The organism is Pseudomonas sp. 22082 (assembly GCF_052046055.1).
Taxonomy (GTDB): domain Bacteria; phylum Pseudomonadota; class Gammaproteobacteria; order Pseudomonadales; family Pseudomonadaceae; genus Aquipseudomonas; species Aquipseudomonas pharyngis.
In genome coordinates this window covers 357,899-377,345 of sequence record NZ_JBQEQB010000002.1, presented here as the reverse complement: position 1 = coordinate 377,345, position 19,447 = coordinate 357,899, and the positions used below count along the sequence as shown (strand labels likewise).

Annotated in this window: 17 protein-coding genes; 11 read left to right on the top strand and 6 right to left on the bottom strand. The window is 62.7% G+C overall.

The window, feature by feature from the left end:
* Positions 1-83: 83 nt before the first annotated feature.
* From ACTJK9_RS04215 to ACTJK9_RS04205, 3 genes are all read right to left on the bottom strand, one after another.
* Positions 84-3,008, bottom strand: a complete 2,925-nt coding sequence (locus tag ACTJK9_RS04215) for a TonB-dependent receptor domain-containing protein (protein ID WP_440812359.1) — start codon at positions 3,006-3,008, stop codon at positions 84-86.
* Positions 3,009-3,099: 91 nt separating this feature from the next.
* Complete coding sequence (locus ACTJK9_RS04210; RefSeq protein WP_440812356.1) at positions 3,100-4,047, bottom strand: FecR domain-containing protein; 948 nt, start codon at positions 4,045-4,047, stop codon at positions 3,100-3,102.
* On the bottom strand, positions 4,044-4,550 hold the full coding sequence (locus tag ACTJK9_RS04205) for a sigma-70 family RNA polymerase sigma factor (protein WP_064597063.1): 507 nt from the start codon (positions 4,548-4,550) through the stop codon (positions 4,044-4,046). The genes ACTJK9_RS04210 and ACTJK9_RS04205 overlap by 4 nt, the downstream gene beginning before the upstream one ends.
* Positions 4,551-4,848: 298 nt before the next feature.
* Between ACTJK9_RS04205 and ACTJK9_RS04200 the strand changes: the two genes are divergently transcribed.
* The 4 genes from ACTJK9_RS04200 (at position 4,849) to ACTJK9_RS04185 (ending at position 9,819) form a co-directional block, all read left to right on the top strand.
* Complete coding sequence (locus ACTJK9_RS04200; protein WP_440812353.1) at positions 4,849-6,567, top strand: hydrogenase maturation protein; 1,719 nt, start codon at positions 4,849-4,851, stop codon at positions 6,565-6,567.
* Between the two features lie 60 nt (positions 6,568-6,627).
* Complete coding sequence (locus ACTJK9_RS04195) at positions 6,628-7,491, top strand: LysR family transcriptional regulator (RefSeq protein WP_085610473.1); 864 nt, start codon at positions 6,628-6,630, stop codon at positions 7,489-7,491.
* A 109-nt stretch (positions 7,492-7,600) separates the two neighbouring features.
* Positions 7,601-8,746 (top strand): SRPBCC family protein, encoded by a 1,146-nt coding sequence (locus ACTJK9_RS04190; RefSeq protein WP_085610474.1) that lies wholly within the window; start codon positions 7,601-7,603, stop codon positions 8,744-8,746.
* 56 nt (positions 8,747-8,802) lie between these two features.
* Positions 8,803-9,819 (top strand): SMP-30/gluconolactonase/LRE family protein, encoded by a 1,017-nt coding sequence (locus tag ACTJK9_RS04185; protein WP_409348354.1) that lies wholly within the window; start codon positions 8,803-8,805, stop codon positions 9,817-9,819.
* A 15-nt stretch (positions 9,820-9,834) separates the two neighbouring features.
* On the opposite strand, the gene ACTJK9_RS04180 is transcribed toward ACTJK9_RS04185, so the two are convergent.
* Together ACTJK9_RS04180 and ACTJK9_RS04175 are read right to left on the bottom strand one after the other, a co-directional pair.
* On the bottom strand, positions 9,835-10,005 hold the full coding sequence (locus ACTJK9_RS04180) for a hypothetical protein (RefSeq protein ID WP_007959467.1): 171 nt from the start codon (positions 10,003-10,005) through the stop codon (positions 9,835-9,837).
* A gap of 109 nt (positions 10,006-10,114) precedes the next feature.
* Entirely contained in the window at positions 10,115-10,357 is a 243-nt protein-coding gene (locus ACTJK9_RS04175) for a YdcH family protein (RefSeq protein WP_085610476.1), read from the bottom strand.
* Between the two features lie 205 nt (positions 10,358-10,562).
* Here ACTJK9_RS04175 and ACTJK9_RS04170 point away from each other — a divergent pair, with 205 nt between their 5' ends.
* From ACTJK9_RS04170 to ACTJK9_RS04140, 7 genes are all read left to right on the top strand, one after another.
* Positions 10,563-11,084: a DUF4142 domain-containing protein gene (locus ACTJK9_RS04170; protein WP_039768854.1), complete on the top strand. Its 522-nt coding sequence runs from the start codon at positions 10,563-10,565 to the stop codon at positions 11,082-11,084.
* 239 nt (positions 11,085-11,323) lie between these two features.
* Positions 11,324-12,175 carry an STAS domain-containing protein gene (locus ACTJK9_RS04165; RefSeq protein WP_085610477.1) on the top strand — a complete coding sequence of 284 codons (852 nt, stop codon included), beginning with the start codon at positions 11,324-11,326 and terminating at the stop codon, positions 12,173-12,175.
* Positions 12,176-12,178: 3 nt separating this feature from the next.
* Entirely contained in the window at positions 12,179-12,541 is a 363-nt protein-coding gene (locus ACTJK9_RS04160) for an STAS domain-containing protein (RefSeq protein WP_011334518.1), read from the top strand.
* Positions 12,538-12,942: an anti-sigma regulatory factor gene (locus ACTJK9_RS04155; protein ID WP_039768856.1), complete on the top strand. Its 405-nt coding sequence runs from the start codon at positions 12,538-12,540 to the stop codon at positions 12,940-12,942. The genes ACTJK9_RS04160 and ACTJK9_RS04155 overlap by 4 nt, the downstream gene beginning before the upstream one ends.
* The gene (locus ACTJK9_RS04150) at positions 12,939-13,949 is read left to right on the top strand and encodes an ATP-binding protein (RefSeq protein ID WP_440812412.1); all 1,011 of its coding nucleotides are present in this window, start codon (positions 12,939-12,941) and stop codon (positions 13,947-13,949) included. Before ACTJK9_RS04155 ends, ACTJK9_RS04150 begins: the two co-directional genes overlap by 4 nt.
* Entirely contained in the window at positions 13,942-14,817 is an 876-nt protein-coding gene (locus ACTJK9_RS04145) for a sensor histidine kinase (protein WP_440812346.1), read from the top strand. The genes ACTJK9_RS04150 and ACTJK9_RS04145 overlap by 8 nt, the downstream gene beginning before the upstream one ends.
* Positions 14,807-16,750, top strand: a complete 1,944-nt coding sequence (locus ACTJK9_RS04140) for a response regulator (protein WP_440812343.1) — start codon at positions 14,807-14,809, stop codon at positions 16,748-16,750. The genes ACTJK9_RS04145 and ACTJK9_RS04140 overlap by 11 nt, the downstream gene beginning before the upstream one ends.
* Before the next feature lie 51 nt (positions 16,751-16,801).
* Here the strand turns inward: ACTJK9_RS04140 and ACTJK9_RS04135 are convergent, their stop codons facing one another.
* Entirely contained in the window at positions 16,802-19,435 is a 2,634-nt protein-coding gene (locus tag ACTJK9_RS04135) for an excinuclease ABC subunit A (RefSeq protein WP_440812340.1), read from the bottom strand.
* Positions 19,436-19,447: the final 12 nt, after the last annotated feature.

Sequence of the window (19,447 nt, the reverse complement as noted above, 5' to 3'; positions counted from 1 at the left end):
CCTTAAAAAGTCGTCGGAAATATCCCCGTTTTCGTCCAAAGCCCGGCAACTTCCGTAGGACGCTGCCGGGCATTATTCCGTCCTCAACTGCCGAAGTGATAACTCACATCCAGCCACCACTGGCGCCCGTACGGGTCGTAGTTGCCGGTCGGGTAATACGGCCATCCCGCCGAGTCGTCATGCTTGACCTGATTGAGCACATTGTTCACGGTCAGCCCGACACTCGCCCGGTCGTTGAGCCTGTACCGTGCGCTGGCGTTGAACACCGTCCACGGCGACAGTCGCCCGTCGCCCGCGCCGTTGGTGACCGAGCCGTAACGAATCCCCATCAGCGTCGCCGTAGCTTTCTGGTAATCCCAGGTCAGGCTCGCGTTGACCTTGCTGCGCCAGTCGTAGTTGGTGCGCGAAGTGCGCCAGTCCTGGGTCGGCGCCTCGTCCGATTCTTTGTAGTAATGCGAGAGCACCAGGGTGTAACCCAGCGCCGAACTGAACGCGCCGTACTGCCCGGCGCCCCAGCGGATGTTGCTCTTGAAGTCCAGGCCGCTGACCCGTTCGCTGGCGGCGTTGATCGCGTTCACCCGCACCCGCTGCAACTGATTGGGATCGACGGCGGCATTGCCGGGATTGCGATCGACGCGTGCCAGGGTCGACTGGCAGTTGGCCGAATTGATGTCCTGGGTGCCATTGCGACATTCGTTCTCTTGCTGCAGCAGACGGTTTTCGTCGACGGTGGTCAGCAGGTCATCGATCTCCACCCGCCAGAAATCCGTGGAGAAATCGAAGTTGCGCGACGGCGACCAGACGAAACCGTAGGTCCAGGATTTGCCGCGTTCGGATTCCAGATCCGCCGTGCCGCTCTGGGTGTAATCGACCCGCCCGCGATCACAGGCGCCCTCCACGCCCTGGCTGCAGCCGTAATAGTCGATTTGCGCCGGGTAGTACCCGTTGCTGTCGGACTGATAGATGTAGTTCAGGTCCGGGGCGCGGAAACTGGTGCCGTAGCTGCCGCGCACCAACAGGCTGGTTACCGGCCGCCACTCCAGGCCGAGGTTGTAGGTTTTCTGTTGTTCGGTGCGGCCGCTGAATTTGTATTGGTCCCAGCGCCCTGCCGCTGTCGCCAGCACCGTGTCGGTGACCGGAATGCTGAACTCGCCACCGGCCGCATAACGCTTGCGCGAGCCGCCGGAGCTTTGCGCAGGCGTCACGCCGTAGAAACTGCCGTCGTTGAGGCTGTCATCCGGGTCGATGCGATATTCCTGCTTGCCCGCCTCCAGCACCCCGGCGAATCCCACCGGACCGGCGGGCAGGTCAAACAACTCGCCGTTGACCGACGCGTTGTAACTGGTGGAAACCGACTTGCTGCTCTGGGTCAGGTTGCCGCGAAACTGCTCCCATTCCTGGGTTGTCAGTGGCCGGTCGAGGCGCGAGGCATCCGGCGCGAACACCGGGTAACCGCCACGGGTGCCCAGTTGCGGGCCGAGGTAGAAATCCTGGATCGACGACAGCGGCGTGTAACGGGTGGTGCGCACGCTTTTGTACTCGGACCGGTTGGCCGCCAGTTCATAGTTCCACCCGGTGTCGGCGATCTTGTCCGAAAGGCCCAGGGTGCCGGTCCAGGAGGTGTCGCGCCACTTGCTGTTGTTGCTGGTGCGCCCACCGATTTCCTCTTCGCCGAAGCGTCGATACCAACGCTCCAGATTGCCGCTGTTCTGGTTGATGAAATCCGGCGAGGTGAAGCTCGGGCCGCGTGTGTTGTTCTGGATGTGATCGAGGCCGTACATCAAATCGGCGAAGACCTGCCCGCTGTCGCTGAAATGCCAGGTGCCACGGGTGTAGCCGTCGTAGTTTTCCTTTTGCGTCTGCACCGTCCAGTAATCGTTGTAGATCTGATCGGTGCGGCAACGTCCGCCGCTGTTGAACAGCTTGTTGTCGAACGTGCCCTGATAGGCGCCGCAACCTGGCCCCAGATAGCGGTTGTTGGTCAGGTCGCGACGGTAGCCGACATCCGCCAAAGGCCCGCTCTGCATGAAGCCGCGATCATCAGCCCAGATCGGATCGCGGTTGGTCAGTTCAAGTCCGAACAAACCGTCGAAGTCGCCCCAACTGCCGCCGCCGCTGATCTGCAAACGCTGGTTGTCACCGCCGCCGCGCTCGCTGGTGCCGCCCTTGAGGTTGACGTCGACGCCATTCATTTTGTCCTTGAGGATGATGTTCACCACCCCGGCAATCGCGTCCGAACCGTAGATCGCCGAGGCGCCGCTGCTGAGCACTTCGATGCGGTCGATGATCGCCGACGGAATGTTCGCCAGGTTGGTGAAGTTGACCTTGCCGTCGTACGGCGTCGGGTAATCGGCGACCCGTCGACCGTTGATCAGCACCAGCGTGTGGTTCGGGCCGAGGCCGCGCAGGTTGAGGGCGCTGGCCGCCGGTTGCCAGGTGTTGCCGTAGTCTTCGCCCTGGGTCATGCCGGTGTTTTGCGTTTGCGTGGCGAGGGCGTCGTAGACATTCTTGTAGCCCCGCGCTTCCATCTCTTCGTGGGTGATGACGTTGACCGGGGTCGCACCATCGCTCTGGGCGCGGGCAATGCGCGAGCCGGTGACGGTGACTTTTTCCATGCGGTAATCGGCAGTGCTGGCGGGTGCCACGGCAGCGGCCTTGGCCGGCGCGGCACTCGGCGTATCGGCCGGGCGAATGCTCAGGCCCTGCGCCCCCTGCTCGACTTGCAGACCACTGCCGAGCAAGGCTTTCTCTACCGCCTGGCGGCCACCCAATGCGCCGCGCACCGCACTGCTGCGCTTGCCCTGAACCAGATTCTGACTGAAGGAAATCGGCACGCCGGTCTGGCGCGAGATGTCCAGCAGCACCTCGTCGAGGGCCCCGGCGGCAATGTCGAAGGTAAAGACCTGAGCGGCGGCGTCTTGTGCCTGAACGGCGACCGGAACCATGCCCGTCGCCAGCACGATGGCCAGCGTCAGGCGGGACAATTGTTGTTGTTTGAATGAGAACATCGAGGGGCTTCCCTGTTGAAGGCGTCTGCAGGGAATGAGCAGCGGGCCGGCGCTTTTTATAGGGTCGCGGATAGACCGGGAAGTTATGGATTTATAACCGTGCTTCGATGCTGACCCAGTACGGGTTGTGCCAGGTGACACGGATCGGCAGCGAACGCTCCAGCAGTTGCAGGGTGCGGTCGCTGTCGTCCAGCGGATAGAGACCGCTGAGGCGCAAACCGGCGACCTCGGGACTCAGGTGCAGGATGCCGCGACGGTAGCTGCGCAGGCTGTCGATGACTTCGCTCAAGGGGCGATCACGCACTTCAAGCCGCCCTTGCACCCAGGCACTTTCCTGCCCTTTGCTGTGTTCCAGCGCGAGGATTTCCTGCCCGTTGAACAGCAGACTTTCGCCCGCCTCCACCACTTGCCGCGCGCCGCTGGCGGTGACCACTTCGACCTGTGAATGCAGCATCACCAGCCGCGTCGAATCCTCACCGCGCTGCACCAGGAATTTGGTCCCGAGCGCGCGCATCCGCCCATGCTCGGTTTCGACCACAAACGGCCGGGCCAGATTTTTCGCCACATCGATCAGCAGTTCACCGCTGCGCAAGTCCAGCAGACGCTCAAGATTGTTGAAGCGCGGCACCACGCGGCTGCGGGCATTGAGGGTCAGGGCGCTGCCATCCTCCAGCGTGAACGCCCGACGCTCGCCCGTTCCGGCCGACAACTCGCCGGCCTCCGGCAGCCAGCCATAGCGTCGTCCGAGCAGACCCGCCAGCACCGCGATCCCGAGCACACTCAAACTGCCGCTGAGGAATCGACGGCGACTGGACGGCGCATTCAGGCTATGCAGGACACTTTCACGCGGCAAGCCGCGCAGGTTCGCATGGCGCAGCAGGTTCAACCCGCCACCCATTTGCTCGATGATTTGCTGATGCCGTGGATCCGCCGTGCGCCAGGCGTCGAAGGCCGCGCGCTCCTGCAAGCTGACGTGCCCCGATTGCAGCAGCGCCATCCATTGCGCGGCTTCGTCGATCAGCGTGTCGTCCGGCCTCATGTCTGCATCGCCTGATAGCAACGTTTGAATGCCTCGACCATGTATTGCTGCACTCGGCTGGTGGACACGCCGAGGCGTTCGCCGATTTCGCTGTAGGTCAGGCCATCGAGCTGGTGATAGAGAAATGCAGCCTTGGCCTTGGCCGACAGGCCGTTGAGCAAGCGATCCACCGCCAGCAGCGTTTCGATCACCAATTCCCGTTCCTCGGGCGACGGGTGCACCGGTTCCGGCGCCAAGGCAAGGCTTTGCAGATAAGCGCGCTCCAGATCCTGCCGGCGCCAGCCTTCATAGACCAGCCGCCGCGCAATCGTGGTCAACAGCGCGCGGGGTTCGCGAATCGCCAGCGGATCGGGCAGTGCCAACACCCGAAGAAAGGTTTCCGAAGCAATGTCCTGTGCGCTGTGCGGGCAGCCGAGGGTACGACTGACCGCCGCGCACAACCATCGGTAGTCCTTTTGGAACATTTGCCCGATGACCTGGTAATGCGGGTTGTGACTCCCCATGCCTTACTCCCTGAAAACGGGCTCCACCCGCTGCGAAAATCCATGGATACGCCGGGATCTTCCGGCGGTGATCAAGGGTGCGACTGTGCAATAGCGCCGGATACATTTGAAGTAATAAAAAATCAGGATCATCAAACATTCGAGAATAAGGCACGTCGTCGCCGCGGCAGCATTGGCTGACACAACGTTGATCTCGATCAGTGGCGCCGGCCACGCCAGTCTCTAACCTTGCGCCTCCATCGATAGCCACGGACGGCTCACCGGGAGCCTGCGGCTGACCTTTCAAGGAAGAGCAATCATGCGATCACTCAACATCATTCTTCTGTCGTCGGCGTTCAACGGCTTGACCCAGCGCGCGTGGCTGGAACTGCGCCAGGCCGGACATTCGCCCAGCGTGGTGCTGTTCACCGATGAAGCCGCCGTGTGCGAACAGATCGAAAACAGCGGCGCTGACCTGGTGATCTGCCCTTTCCTCAAGGACCGCGTTCCCCACGCGCTGTGGAGCAACCCGCAGCGTCCGGTAGTCATCATTCACCCGGGCATCGTCGGCGATCGCGGCGCCAGCGCACTGGATTGGGCGATCATGCGCGAGCTGCCGTCCTGGGGCGTGACCGCCCTGCAAGCGGTGGAAGAAATGGACGCCGGCCCGGTCTGGGCCACCTGCGAATTCAACCTGCCGACCGGCCTGCGCAAATCCGAGCTGTACAACGGGCGAGTCAGCGACGCGGCGATCCGTTGCATCCGTGAGGTGGTGGAAAAATTCATCGACGGCTTCGTGCCGGTGGCGCTGGACTACAACGATCCCAAGGTTCGTGGACGCTTGCAGCCGAACATGAAACAGGACGATCGCACCTTCAGCTGGCACGACTGCTCGCGCTTCATCAAGCGCTGCATCGACGCGGCGGACGGCCAGCCCGGCGTACTCGCCAGCCTCGCTGGCGGGCAGTATTACGTGTACGACGCACACCTCGATCAGCGCACCGGCATGCCCGGTGAAATTCTCGCGGTGCACGACGACGCAGTGCTGGTGGCGACCGGTGATCACAGCTTGTGGATCGGCTCGCTGCGGCGCAAACCGCAACCGGGCGAGGAAACCTTCAAGCGTCCGGCCCGGCATGTGCTGGCCGGTCAGTTGTCTGGCGTGCCGGTGCTGGACTGGTCGATTGCCAACGCGCCGTTCAGCGACGAGCCGTATCAACCGATCCGTTATCGCGAGTCCGGTCAGGTCGGCGAACTGACGCTGGAGTTCTACAACGGCGCCATGAGCACCGAGCAATGCCGGCGCATGGTGGAAGCGCTGCGCTGGGCCAAGTCCCGCGACACTCAGGTGCTGCTGATCAAGGGTGGACGCGGCAGTTTTTCCAATGGCGTGCATCTGAACGTGATCCAGGCCGCCGAAGATCCGGGTGCCGAAGCCTGGGCCAACATCCAGGCCATCGATGATGTGTGCGAAGAATTGCTCAGCGCACGGCAACTGGTGGTCAGCGGGGTCACCGGCAATGCCGGCGCAGGCGGTGTGATGCTCGCACTGGCCGCCGATATCGTGTTTGCCCGCGCCGACATCGTGCTTAACCCGCATTACAAGAGCATGGGCCTGTATGGCTCGGAATACTGGACCTACAGCCTGCCCCGCGCCGTCGGCCCGGCCATGGCAGAACAACTGACCCAGGCCTGTCTGCCGGTCAGCGCGGCTCAGGCGCTGCAACTGGGCATGGTTCAGGAAATCGGCCCGCACTGCCCGGACGAGTTCTCGCTGTGGCTGCTGCAACGGGCCAACAGCGTGCTGAGCGATCCGACTTATGCGCCGGTGCGCGAACGCAAGCTGCGGGTCGATCATGTGTTGATCCGTCAGTGTCGCGAGGCTGAGTTGAAGGAGATGCAGGAAGACATGCTGTACAACCGCAATCAGTTTGCCGAGAAGTGCCGCAACTTCGTCTACAAGCGCAAGACCTGCTGCACACCGGCGCGGTTGGTGGAGGATTGGGCTCGGGTGCGAGAAGTCGAAATGGCTGACTGAACAATGACGCGGTCCCGGGGCTGCCCGTACAATGCGCGCACTTCAACCACCGGCCCGCCCATGGACATTGACCTCGCCCGCACCTTTCTGGAAATCGTCCGCCACGGCAGCCTTGCCGCGGCGGCGGAGAAACTGTTCGTCACGCAAACGGCAATCACCGCCCGGGTCCAGAAACTCGAAAGCCAGTTGGGCAGCACGTTGTTCGTGCGCAATCGTGCCGGTGCGCGGCTGACCGCCAACGGCGAGGCCTTCGTGGTCTACGCCAATCAGCTGGTGCAGACCTGGGAAGCCGCACGCCGCGACCTGCCCTTGCCCGAGGGCTATCACAACGTGCTGCACATCGGTGGCGAGGTCAGCCTGTGCAACCCGTTGATGCTCAGTTGGGCCGCCGAATTGCGCGAGAAAATCCCCGGTCACGCCCTGCGCATGGACATTCGCGACGGCGAAAACCTGCTGCGCCAGCTCGAACTGGGGGTGCTCGATGCGGCGCTGGTCTATCAGCCGGAATACTGGCCGGGGCTGCAGGTCGAGCAGGTGCTGGAAGAGAAACTGATTCTGGTGACCACGCCCGGCCGCCCGGCCCCTTACGTGTACATCGACTGGGGCCCGGACTTCCGCCGCCAGCACGACGCCGCCCTGCCGGAAAAAGCCAAGGCTGCCCTGAGCTTCAACCTCGGCCCGCTGGCCCTGCAATACATTCTCGAGAACGGCGGCAGCGGCTATTTCCGGACCCGGGTCGTGCGCACTTATCTGGAAAGCGGCGCGCTGGAGCCGGTGACCAAAGCCCCGGAATTCGGTTATCCGACCTACCTCGTCTACTCCCGCGACCGTGACTCGGCGATCCTGCAACAGGCGTTCGACCTGCTGCGCGAGGTGATCAGGGCCGATGACGACTGGTCGCAGCGCTGGAACCCGTTGAGCTGACGGCCGCTATGCACCGGAGCATGGCACTTGTGACCTGAAGGTTGGCACTGCACAAACGGCCGGATCGGCTACGCTGCCGGGATAACGACAATATCCGCGGGTGAGCGCAGTGAGGCAGACCACCGAGGCATTTCGCAGCCGCTACCGGGCGGCGATCCATCCCCGCTACAACCCGTGGCTGCATGGCGCGTTCGTGCTGCTGTTCGGTGTGCTGGCCATCGGCGCGTTCTGGAGCAGCGTGCACCAGATGCGGTCGCTGGAATGGCTGACCGTGCCGCTGACCTTGCTGTTCTTCAATTTCGGCGTGTACATGGTGCACCGCCACCTCGGCCACCACAAAAAGCGCTTCGCGCGGATGTTCTACGCCCGGCATGCCGGCGATCATCACAGCTTTTTCACCCCCGGCCACATGACCTACGACGGCGCCCGCGACTGGCGGGTGATCCTGTTCCCGGCCTGGCTGATCGTGCTGCACACGCTGGCGATCACCCTGCCCCTGTGGTGGCTGTTCGCGCAGGTCAACAGCAACGTCGCCGGGCTGTTCGGTGGCTGCATGGTGTTCGGTTACCTGACCTATGAAGTGTTTCACGCCTGCGAGCATCTGCCGCCGCAGAACCCGCTGACCCGCCTGCCGTGGATCCGCCAGATGCGCCGTCTGCACGAGCTGCATCACCGTCGCGAGCACATGCAGGAACGCAATTTCAATATCGTTTTTCCGCTGATGGACTACCTGTTCGGCACCCTCTACCGGGAGCCGGAAACCGCCCCTCTGACCGATTCGAGAACGCCCATGACCCGCATGCAGCACACAGTCGATATCGCCGGTGATCCGATTGCCGTCCTCGCCTACGCCGCCACCGTCAGTCGCTGGCCGGAGTGGCACCCGTCTTCGCTGAAAATCGACGGCCCGAGCGGTGCGTTGCATGCCGGCGCACGATTCGACGAGGACATCCATGCCGGCGGTCGCGAGGGGCATTTGCGCTGGGAGGTCACCGAGTACCTGCCCGGCCGACGCTGGTGCGCCCGGGCCCAGGGTGATCAGGGGCTGTCGTTGCGGCTGACCTATGAATGCTCGGCGCACGACGCTGCCACGCGGTTCGTACGCACCCTCGATTACCAGTTCGAAGGGATCGGCCTGCGCATCGCCAACCATCTGCTGCTCAAGCGGCGCATCGAACGCGAGTCGGCAACGTCGATGCTGGCCCTGCGCGACATGGCCACCCGGCATCTCGCACTCGCGGGAGCCCACGTGTGAGATGGCGTTATCTGGTGTTGCTGCTGGTTGTCGGGGTTCTGGGCTTTTTGCTGTTGATGCCGACCAGGGTCGAGCCCGTGGCCTGGACGCCGCAACCGGCGCCCTCGCTGACCGAGGGCCAGTACGCTGACAATCAGCGGCTCAAGGGCGCGGCGCAAGTCGGCCCGAGTAACATCGAAGGCCCGGAAGCGCTGCTGCTGGAAAACGACTTTCTGATCACCGGACTGCACGACGGACGCCTTCTGCGCACCAGTCTCGATGGCCAGCAGCGCAAGGTGCTGGCCGATACGGGCGGCCGGCCGCTGGGGCTGGCGCGGCATCCCAACGGTTTGCTGGTGATCGCCGACGGGGTCAAGGGTTTGCTGTCCCTTGATGCACAGGGGCAACTGGTGGCGCTGACCACCGAAGCCAATGGCCTGCCGTTCGGGTTTACCGATGACGTGGCCATCGACAAGTCCGGGCATTACGCCTACTTCAGCGATGCCTCCAGTCGCTGGGGTTACGGCCACGATGGCGAAGCGATCATCGAGCATGGCGGCGACGGGCGCCTGCTGCGTTACGACTTCCAGACCGGAAAAACCAGCGTATTGCTGGACAGGCTGGAGTTCGCCAACGGCGTGACCCTCGGCCCGGAAGACGCCTATGTGCTGGTCAACGAAACCGGCGCCTACCGCATCAGCCGTTATTGGCTGACCGGGCCCAAGGCCGGCACCCACGATCTGTTCATCGACAACCTGCCGGGGCTGCCGGACAACCTGGCGTTTAATGGTCGGGATCGTTTCTGGGTGGCGTTGTACACGCCTCGCAATCCGTTGCTCGACCGCACCGCCGCCCATCCTTTCGTGCGCAAGATGCTGGTGCGGGCGATGACCGTGCTGCCCAAACCGGTGGAAAAGCGCGGGTTCGTGCTGGGGCTGGATCTGGACGGCAAGGTGATCGCCAATCTGCAGGATGCCAGCGCCGGCAATTACTCGCCGATCACCACGGTGCGCGAGTATGGCGACTGGTTGTATTTCGGCTCGCTGAAGGCGACGCACATGGCGCGGATGCCGTTGGAAGCAGCCTTGAAGTGAGGCGATGGCAGCCGGTCAGTTACTGGACCGATCGAACTTGTCCGGGTCTTCATCCTCCGGCACTTCCTCGCTCTTGCGTTCCTCTTCAGGATTACGGACGGTATGCGCCGGACTATTGGGCTCGGGATGGGTGGGAACCGGGTCGAATGCACCCTGTTCTTCACTGGGGAATTTTGGATCTTTCATAAGGCACCTCGTTGAGAGTCGCAATGTGAAGACTCTGAACATTCGAGGTGCCGGTCGGGGCTGTCGTTCCAGTCAATTCACCACCGCAGGCCGGTGGTGCGACTGACGGTCAGGATCGAGCCTGCAACTGCTCGACGATCTTGTCTTTGACCTGCAGGCGTTTCTCTTTCAGTTTCTTCAGGGTGTCGTCGCTCGGCGCATCCGAGGTCGCCGTCTCGGCCTTGACGACTTCGGCGTCCGCCTGGGAATACCTGTTGATCAGTGCATCCAGATGTGGATCCGCGGTGCGTCGTTGCTGGATCTCTTCCTTTGTAAGTTTCAAGTCCTGTAACAGATCATGGGTCACCGGCATGGAACACCTCCGTCAGTTGATCGGCAGCCAACGCGACCGATTGCGCTGGCCAGGTATCAGAATGGCCTCGGTTGGCCACTTCTGTCGACCACCTGTCAGACCAGCGGTGTCCGTTCGTCGCCCTTTCGCAAATGCGATAAAACCTTTGGTCGGCGAACTCCCTCCATTGAATAACGCTCACAAAAACCTGCGTGGAGAAGCACCAATGGACGGATTCAAACTGCGTCACCTTTTTCTGGCTGTCGCCCTGAGCACCGGCATGGGCTCGGCCTTTGCCGCCACCGACAACGATTTCGTCGATAACGCAGCGGCCGGCGGCATCGCCGAAATCGAAACCAGCCGTCTGGCACTGGAAAAGAGCCAATCTGCCGACATCAAAGCGTTTGCCAACATGATGATCACCGACCACGGCAAGGCCAACGATGAACTGGCGACGATTGCCAAGGCCAACGACATCGAAGTGCCGGACACCACGACTCTGGTCAAACAGGCCAAGGAAAAAATACTCGAAGTCCGTGATGAGTCGTTCGACGCCGCCTATGCCAACAATCAGGTGAAGGCTCACGAAGAAACCATCGAGCTGTTCAAGAAACAAGCCAATACCGTGACCGACGACAAAGTCAAAGGCGCCACCGAACTCAAAGCCTTTGCGCAGAAAATGCTGCCGGCATTGGAGAAACACCTGGCCCATGCCAAAGAGCTGCAGGCCAAACACCCCAGCAAGTAATCGCCAGGTATACAAAGAGGCCGCCTCCATTGGACGCGGCCTCTTTGCGTTGGGCTTTGTTGCTGGCAAAAGATCAGCATTCCTGGCCGCGCCGACTAGAGTTACCGGTGCGTTCCTTGCGGCAGATCAAAAATATCCTCGGGGGAACGAACAACTATTTCGAACGGCCAAGGTCATTCACTTCGCGCCGGTCATTTCCCGAAGAACCGGCCCCCTATTCGCAATGGAGCAACAGGCACATGGCAGCACTGCAGAACAGCACACTTAATGCGATTAAAAACAATCAGGTTCAACTGCTGGGCGAATGGATCAACGGGCTTCAAACCACCGGCGCTACGCGCAACCTCAAAGAACACGACATACAGCAACAGACCGGCGAATTCCTGCAACTGGTGGTCAGCGGCCTGGAAAACGACAGCGGCACCAACATCACCGCGCCGGGCTGGGAAGGCATGCGCCACTTCCTCGAAAAACTCTCCCACAGTCGTGCCCAGCTCGGTCAGGATTCCCAGCAGACCGCCAGCTTCATTTTCTCGCTCAAGGGCCCGCTGTTCGCCCTGCTGCAAAACCATTATCAGGATCAGCCCGCCCTGCTCGCCGAACAGCTTTGGGAAATTTCCGAATTGTTCGATGCCTTCGGTCTGTACACCATCCGTACCTTCCAAAAATCCCGTGAAGCGGTGATCAAGCGCCAGCAGGAAGAACTGCTCGAACTATCGACCCCGGTGGTCAAGCTGTGGGACGGCGTGCTCGCGCTGCCGATGATCGGCACCCTCGACTCGCAACGTACCCAAGTGGTGATGGAATCGCTGCTGCAACGCATTGTCGACACCGGCTCGGAAATCGCCATCATCGACATCACCGGCGTGCCGACCGTCGACACGCTGGTCGCCCAACACCTGCTCAAGACCGTGACCGCGATCCGCCTGATGGGCGCCGACTGCATCATCAGCGGCGTGCGACCGCAGATTGCCCAGACCATCGTCCACCTGGGCCTCGACCTGCAAGGCGTGGTCACCAAAGCCAATCTGGCCGACGCACTGAAGCTGGCCCTGACCCGTCTGGGCATCACCCTCACCAAGACGGTCTGAACAATGGAACGTATCCCGATTCTTCAGATGGGTGACTTCCTGCTGGTGACCATCCAGGTCGACATGCACGACCAGCTCGCCCTCACCTTGCAGGACGACCTGTCCGAGCGCATCAGCAAGACCTCCGCGCGCGGGGTGCTGATCGACATCTCGGCGCTGGACATGGTCGATTCGTTCATTGGCCGGATGATCGGCACCATTTCCGGCCTGTCGAAAATCATGGACGCCGAAACCATGCTCGTCGGCATGCAGCCGGCGGTCGCCATTACCCTGGTCGAGCTCGGTCTGTACCTGCCGGGCGTCAGTACCGCGCTGAACGTCGAGCGCGGCATGAAACTGCTGCAGGAACGAGTACGCCAGCAATGACCGTGCGCAGCAGCGGTACCCAACCGATCAACATCGAGCAGGACGTGGTGCTGGCCCGGCAACAGGCGCGCAAGCTGGCCACCGAATGCGGCATGCGCCTGATCGACCTGACCAAACTGGTGACCGCCGTCAGTGAACTGGCGCGCAACACCATGGTGTATGGCGGTGGCGGAGACATGGACTGGCAGATCCTCGACGACAACCACAAGGTCGGCCTGCGCCTGACCTTTCGCGATGAAGGCCCGGGCATTCCCGACATCAAACTGGCGATGACCGACGGCTGGACCTCCGGCAGCGGCCTGGGCCTGGGCCTGACCGGGGCCAAGCGGCTGGTGGACGAATTCGAACTGGACACCGAGCCCGGCAAAGGCACTCGCATAACGATCACCCGATGGACATGAACATCAGCGGGACATTGACCCAGGTGTTGGTGATCGAGGACAGCAGCCAGATCGGCCATGCCCGGCGTACGGCCCAGCGTCTGGCCGAGCAACACGGTTTTGGCGAAAGCGATGCCGGCCGCGTCGCGCTGGTGGCCACGGAGCTGGCGAGCAATGTGCTCAAGCACGCCGGGCGCGGGGAATTGCACCTGCGTCTGTTGCCGCGTCAGGGTGACGACGGCATCGAGATGATTGCGGTCGACCGTGCCCAGGGGTTTGATCTGGACGCGTGTCTGGCGGACGGCTTTTCCACCGGTGGTACTCAGGGCATCGGTCTCGGTGCAGTGGCTCGACAGGCGGATATCTTCGACGTATTTGCCGATCATCGCGGCGCCGTGCTGCTGGCTCGTCTGTACCCGCGCAGCGACCGTCAGGCGGATCTGCCGTATGGTGTCAGCCAGCACTCGCTGCACAACGATCCAGCCTGCGGTGACGTCTGGCATCTGGCGATTCATGGCCGTGACATCAGTGCCCTGATCGTCGACGGTCTGGGCCATGGCGAGGACGCCGAGCGTGCGGCCCGTGCAGGTGAGAAAGCCTTTGCCCTGAGCCCGTTCAGTGCGCCGACGCTGCTGATGGAAGACATGCACCGCGAGATGATCGGGAGCCGGGGTGGCGCAGTGGCATTCGCGCAGTTTCACGCAGGGCGTGCCAGTCTGTCGTTCACCGGTGTCGGTAACATCGGTGCCAGCCTGATCGCCTCCGACAAGTCGCGCGGACTGGCCTCGCATCCAGGGATAGTCGGCGGCCAATACCGAAAAGCCCAGCCCTTTGACTATGCTCACGTGAACGGACATCTATTGATCATGTACAGCGATGGCTTGCAGTCCCGATGGAACCTTCAAGACTACCCCGGTCTGGTGCATCGCCATCCCGCCGTGATAGCCACCGTCCTGCACCGCGATTTCTGTCGCGGGCGCGACGATGTAACGGTGCTGGTCGTTGCCCTGGAGGCCGCCCATGGCTGAGTCCCCGACACTGAGCAATACCGAACAGGCTGCATTGATCGCCCAGTTGCAGAGCGAAACCGCTGCGTTGCGCGAAGAGCTCGACGAAACCAATCAGGGCGTGCTCGCGCTGTACGCCGAACTCGACACTCAGGCCGAACAACTGCGCCAGGCGTCCGATCTGAAAAGCCGCTTTCTGTCGTACATGAGCCACGAGTTCCGCACACCGCTGGGCTCGATCCTGAGCATCAACAGCTTACTGGCCGACGAACTCGACGGCCCGCTGAGTCCCGAGCAACACAAGCAGGTGGCCTTCGTCAGCAGCGCCGCCCGGGAACTCAGCGACATGGTCGACGACTTGCTCGACCTGGCGAAGATCGAGGCCGGACGCATCAGCATTTCTGCGGCGTGGTTCGACATGTTCGACCTGTTCGCGGCGTTGCGCGGAATGTTCCGGCCGATTGTCGACGCCACCGCCGTCGACCTGATTTTCGAGGAGCCGGTAGGCCTGCCGCGTCTCTATACCGACGACAAGAAGCTCGCGCAGATTCTGCGCAACTTCATTTCCAACTCGCTGAAATTCACCACCCGTGGTGAAGTCCGGATCTCGGCGCGCCTTGAAGGTGAGGACAAGGTACGGTTCGCCGTCAGCGACACCGGTATCGGTATCGCTTCGGAGCTGCACGGCACCTTGTTTGAAGACTTTTCTCAGGTCGACTCACCGCTGCAAAAACGCCTGCGCGGCACCGGGCTCGGATTGTCCCTGTGCAAACGCTTCGCCGAATTGCTCGGTGGCGAGGTCGGCGTCCAGAGTACCCCGAGCGTGGGTTCGTGCTTTTTCGTGATCATCCCGCTGGCGATCGCCCAGGAGAGCGTCGATGAAACATGACATCCGTCTGTTGATTGTCGACGACAACGTCGCCACCCGTTACGCCTTGCGCCGGCGGCTGGAACGCCACGGCTATGAGGTGTCAGAGGCCGGCACCGGTGGCGAAGGCCTGGCGTTGATCGCCAGTGAAAAGCTCGACGCGTTGATTCTCGACGTCAACCTGCCGGACATGAGCGGCTTCGATATTGTCCGCGAACTGCGCGCCGACGCCCGCACCGCCCTGCTCCCGGTGATCCACGTGTCGGCCGCGTCGATCCAGACCGGCGACATCATCACCGGCCTCGATGCCGGGGCCGATGCGTATCTGATTCACCCGGTCGATCCCGATGTGCTGCTGGCAACATTGCGCACCCTGCTTCGGGTGCGCGACACGGAGAACGCGTTGCGCGAAAGCGAGGCGCGTTTCCGCGAGATCTTCGTCAACATCTCCGCGCCCATCGCGGTGCTGGATGCCGACCTGAAAGTCCACGAGTGCAACCACGCTTTCTCCCAACTGATCCAGGACAACCGCGACCCGCAGACCCTCAGCGAATGCTTCGCCGAGGATCAGAGCGCGATCCTCGACGAACTGCGCCTGCGGCTGGTGGATGGCGAACGCTGGAAAGGCACGCTGAACATGCGCGTGCAGGGCGAGATCCGTGAGACCGAGTGGCAAATTTCCCCCTACCGCACCCCGAAACTGAGCCTGGTGTTCGTCGAAGACGTCACCGAACACCGTCACCGCGAACGTTCGCACCTGGCGCGGCTGGACGACACCACCACGCAACTGGCCAAGGAAGTCGCCGACCGGGTACGCGCCGAATCGCAACTGCTGCAAGTACAGAAAATGGATGCGCTGGGCAAACTCACCGGCGGCATCGCCCACGACTTCAACAACCTCCTGACCGGGATCATCACCAGCCTCGAACTGATCCAGAAACGCGTCGCCGATGCGCGCCCGGACAAGGTCCAGTTCTATGCCGAAGCGGCCCTGAGTTCGGCGATGAGCGCGGCCTCGCTCACCCATCGCCTGCTGGCTTTTGCCCGCCAGCAACCGCTCGACACCCGTCCGGTGGACATCAACAAGCACGTCCGCTCGCTGGAAGAGTTGCTGGTGCGCACCATCGGCGAACGCATCGCCCTCAAACTGGAAATGACCACCAAACCTGCCATCGCGCTGGTCGATCCGATCCAGCTCGAAAGCGCAGTGCTCAACCTGGTGATCAACGCCCGGGACGCATTGCCACGGGGCGGCAATATCTGGGTCAGCACTTACGCGGCGTATTCCCACGGCGACCCGAACCTCGCCGATGGTTCCTATGTGGCGCTATCGGTGCGCGATGACGGTACCGGCATCGAGCACAGCGTCATCGATAAGGTGTTCGAGCCGTTTTTCACCACCAAACCGCTGGGCCAGGGCACCGGGTTGGGGCTGTCGACGATCTACGGTTTCGCTCGTCAATCCGGTGGCGATGCGCACATCCGCAGCGTGGCGCGACGCGGCACCGAAGTGACGATCATGCTGCCGGCCACCAGTGATCCGACCGCTGTCGATGTGGCCCCTGTGACCATCGATCCGCAAGGCTCGGGCGAACATGTGTTGATCGTCGAAGACATGCCGGCGGTGCGCCTGTTCGTCACCGAAGTGCTGGAAGACGCTGGTTACCGCTGCACCCAGGTCGGCGACATCGAGACCGCGCTGGAGCGCCTGCAGAATGACCCGTCGATCAACCTGCTGCTGACCGACGTCGGCCTGCCGCGCATGAGCGGTCGTGAACTGGCGGACGTTGCGCGGGGCTGGCGTGAAGCCCTGCCGATCCTGTTCATGACCGGTTACGCCGAAACGGCGATCAATCGCCAGGTGTTCCTCGGGGCCGGCATGGAGATGCTGGTCAAACCGTTCCAGATCCGCGAGTTGCTGGACAAGGTTCGCCGCACGCTCGACGGCGCCTGATACACCGCCATTGCGTGCAAGCCCGTGATGAGGCCCGCCTAGGCGACGCAGTTATCGGTTCAAGGCACGGGCTAGAAACGGCGCAGTCCGGCTCTTCTTGCTCGCCGCCACTTTCTGCGGCGTACCGGCCACGACGATCTTGCCGCCCTGATCCCCCGCGCCCGGGCCGATGTCGATCACCCAGTCGCTCTGCGCCACCACGCGCATTTCATGCTCGACCACGATCACCGTGTGCCCCGCCGTCACCAGCGTATCCAGTTGCTCCAGCAAGCGGTCGACATCGCGCGGGTGCAGGCCGGTGGTCGGTTCATCCAGCACATACAACGTCGCCCCGCGCTGGTTGCGCTGCAGTTCGGTGGCCAGTTTGATGCGCTGGGCTTCGCCGCCGGACAACTCGGTCGCCGGCTGCCCGAGGCGCAGGTAACCGAGACCGATGTCGCGCAGTACCTCCAGCGAACGGCGGATCGCCGGTTGCTCGGCAAACACCATCACTGCTTCGTCCACCGTCAGCTGCAGCACCTGCGCGATGCTCAAGCCCTGCCAAAGGATGGCCAGGGTTTCGGGGTTGTAACGCGCGCCGTGACAGGTCGGGCAAGGCGCATAAACGCTGGGCATGAACAGCAATTCGACACTGACAAAGCCCTCGCCTTCGCAGGTCGGGCAGCGACCCTTGGCGACGTTGAAGGAAAACTGCCCGGCGTCGTAACCCGCCGCTTTCGCCTCATCGGTCGCGGCAAACAGCTTGCGCACGTTGTCGAACAGCCCGGTGTAGGTCGCCAGATTCGAACGCGGCGTGCGGCCGATGGGTTTCTGATCGACCTGCACCAGACGCTTGATCGACTCCAGCCCGGCGCTGACCTGGCCGGTGCTGGCAGACGGGGTATCGTCTTCCAGATTGAGTTCTTCCGGCTCGGCGTCACTGACGCTGCGCCCGAGCTGCGCGCCGACCAGTTCCAGCAGCGCCTGGCTGACCAGACTGGATTTGCCCGAACCGGAAACACCGGTGACCGAGGTGAAACAGCCCAGGGGAAATTCGGCGCTGAGGTTATTCAGGTTGTTGCGGGTGACACCGTCGAGCTTCAGCCAGCCCGACGGTTTGCGCGCCGTACGGGTCGACCGTTGCTGTTCGGCGAACAGATAGGCGCGGGTCTGCGAGTCCTCGATCGCGGCCAGCCCCGGTGGCGGGCCGCTGTAGAGAATCTGCCCGCCCTTTTCACCGGCCGCCGGGCCGACGTCGATCAGCCAGTCGGCCCGGCGCATGGTGTCCAGATCGTGCTCGACCACAAACACGCTGTTGCCGTCGGCCTTCAGGCGCTGCAAGGCTTCGAACAGCGCCTCGCCGTCAGCCGGGTGCAGGCCGGCGGAGGGTTCGTCGAGCACGTAGATCACGCCGAACAATTGCGAGCCCAATTGAGTGGCCAGTCGCAGGCGTTGCAATTCGCCGGACGACAGGGTCGGCGTGCTGCGCTCCAGCGCCAGATATCCGAGCCCGAGATCGGTCAGGGTGCTGACCCGCTCCAGCAAGTCCTCGGCAATGCGCTGCGCGGCCAGGCGTTTTTCCAGCGACAGGTTCGGCGTATGGCGCACGTCCGGCGCGTTGGCGTGGCCGCTGGCGCCATGAGCCACGCGCTGCTGGCGGGCTTCGCGAGTCTGGCTGTGGGTCAGGGTTTCACCGCTTTCATCGGCGTGTTCCAGCCAGCTCGCGTCCGCCACCGGCTTCAAGACTTCGGCGACTTGCAGCAGCGGCATGCGCGACAACTCGCCAATGTCATGCCCGGCAAACGTCACCGACAGCGCCTCGCGCTTGAGGCGCTTGCCATCGCACAGCGGGCAAAGGCTGCCGATCATGAACTGCGACACGCGCTTCTTCATCAGCGCACTTTGCGAATGGGTGAACGTGTGCAGGATGTAGCGCCGGGCGCCAGTGAAGGTGCCTTGATAGCTCGGCTCCATGTTGCGCTTGAGGGCGACGCGGGTCTCTTCCGGCGTCAGCCCGGCGTACACCGGAACGGTCGGTGTTTCCTCGGTGAAGAGGATCCAGTCACGCTGTTTTTTCGGCAGCTTGCGCCACGGGATATCGACATCGATGCCCATGGTCACCAGGATGTCGCGCAGGTTCTGCCCCTGCCAGGCCAGCGGCCAGGACGCCACGGCACGCTGGCGGATGGTCAGATTCGGATCCGGCACCATCAACGCCTCGGTGACCTCGTAAACCCGGCCCAGTCCATGGCACTCCGGGCACGCGCCTTGCGGCGTGTTCGGTGAAAAATCCTCGGCATACAGCATCGGCTGACCCGGCGGATAGCTGCCGGCGCGCGAGTACAGCATACGGATCAGGCTCGACAACGTGGTGACGCTGCCCACCGACGAGCGCGTGCTCGGCGTGCCGCGCTGTTGCTGCAGGGCCACGGCCGGAGGCAGGCCTTCGATGGAATCGACGTCCGGCACGCCGACCTGATCGATCAGCCGCCGCGCATAGGGCGCCACCGATTCGAAATAGCGCCGCTGGGCTTCGGCATACAGCGTCGAAAACGCCAGCGACGACTTGCCCGAACCCGACACCCCGGTGAACACCACCAGTGCATCGCGAGGAATGTCGACGTCCACGTTCTTCAGATTGTGTTCACGGGCACCGCGCACGCGAACCATGCCGGCGGCAGAACTGGAATTGCGTCTGGAAGTCATCGGCCAGCCTTG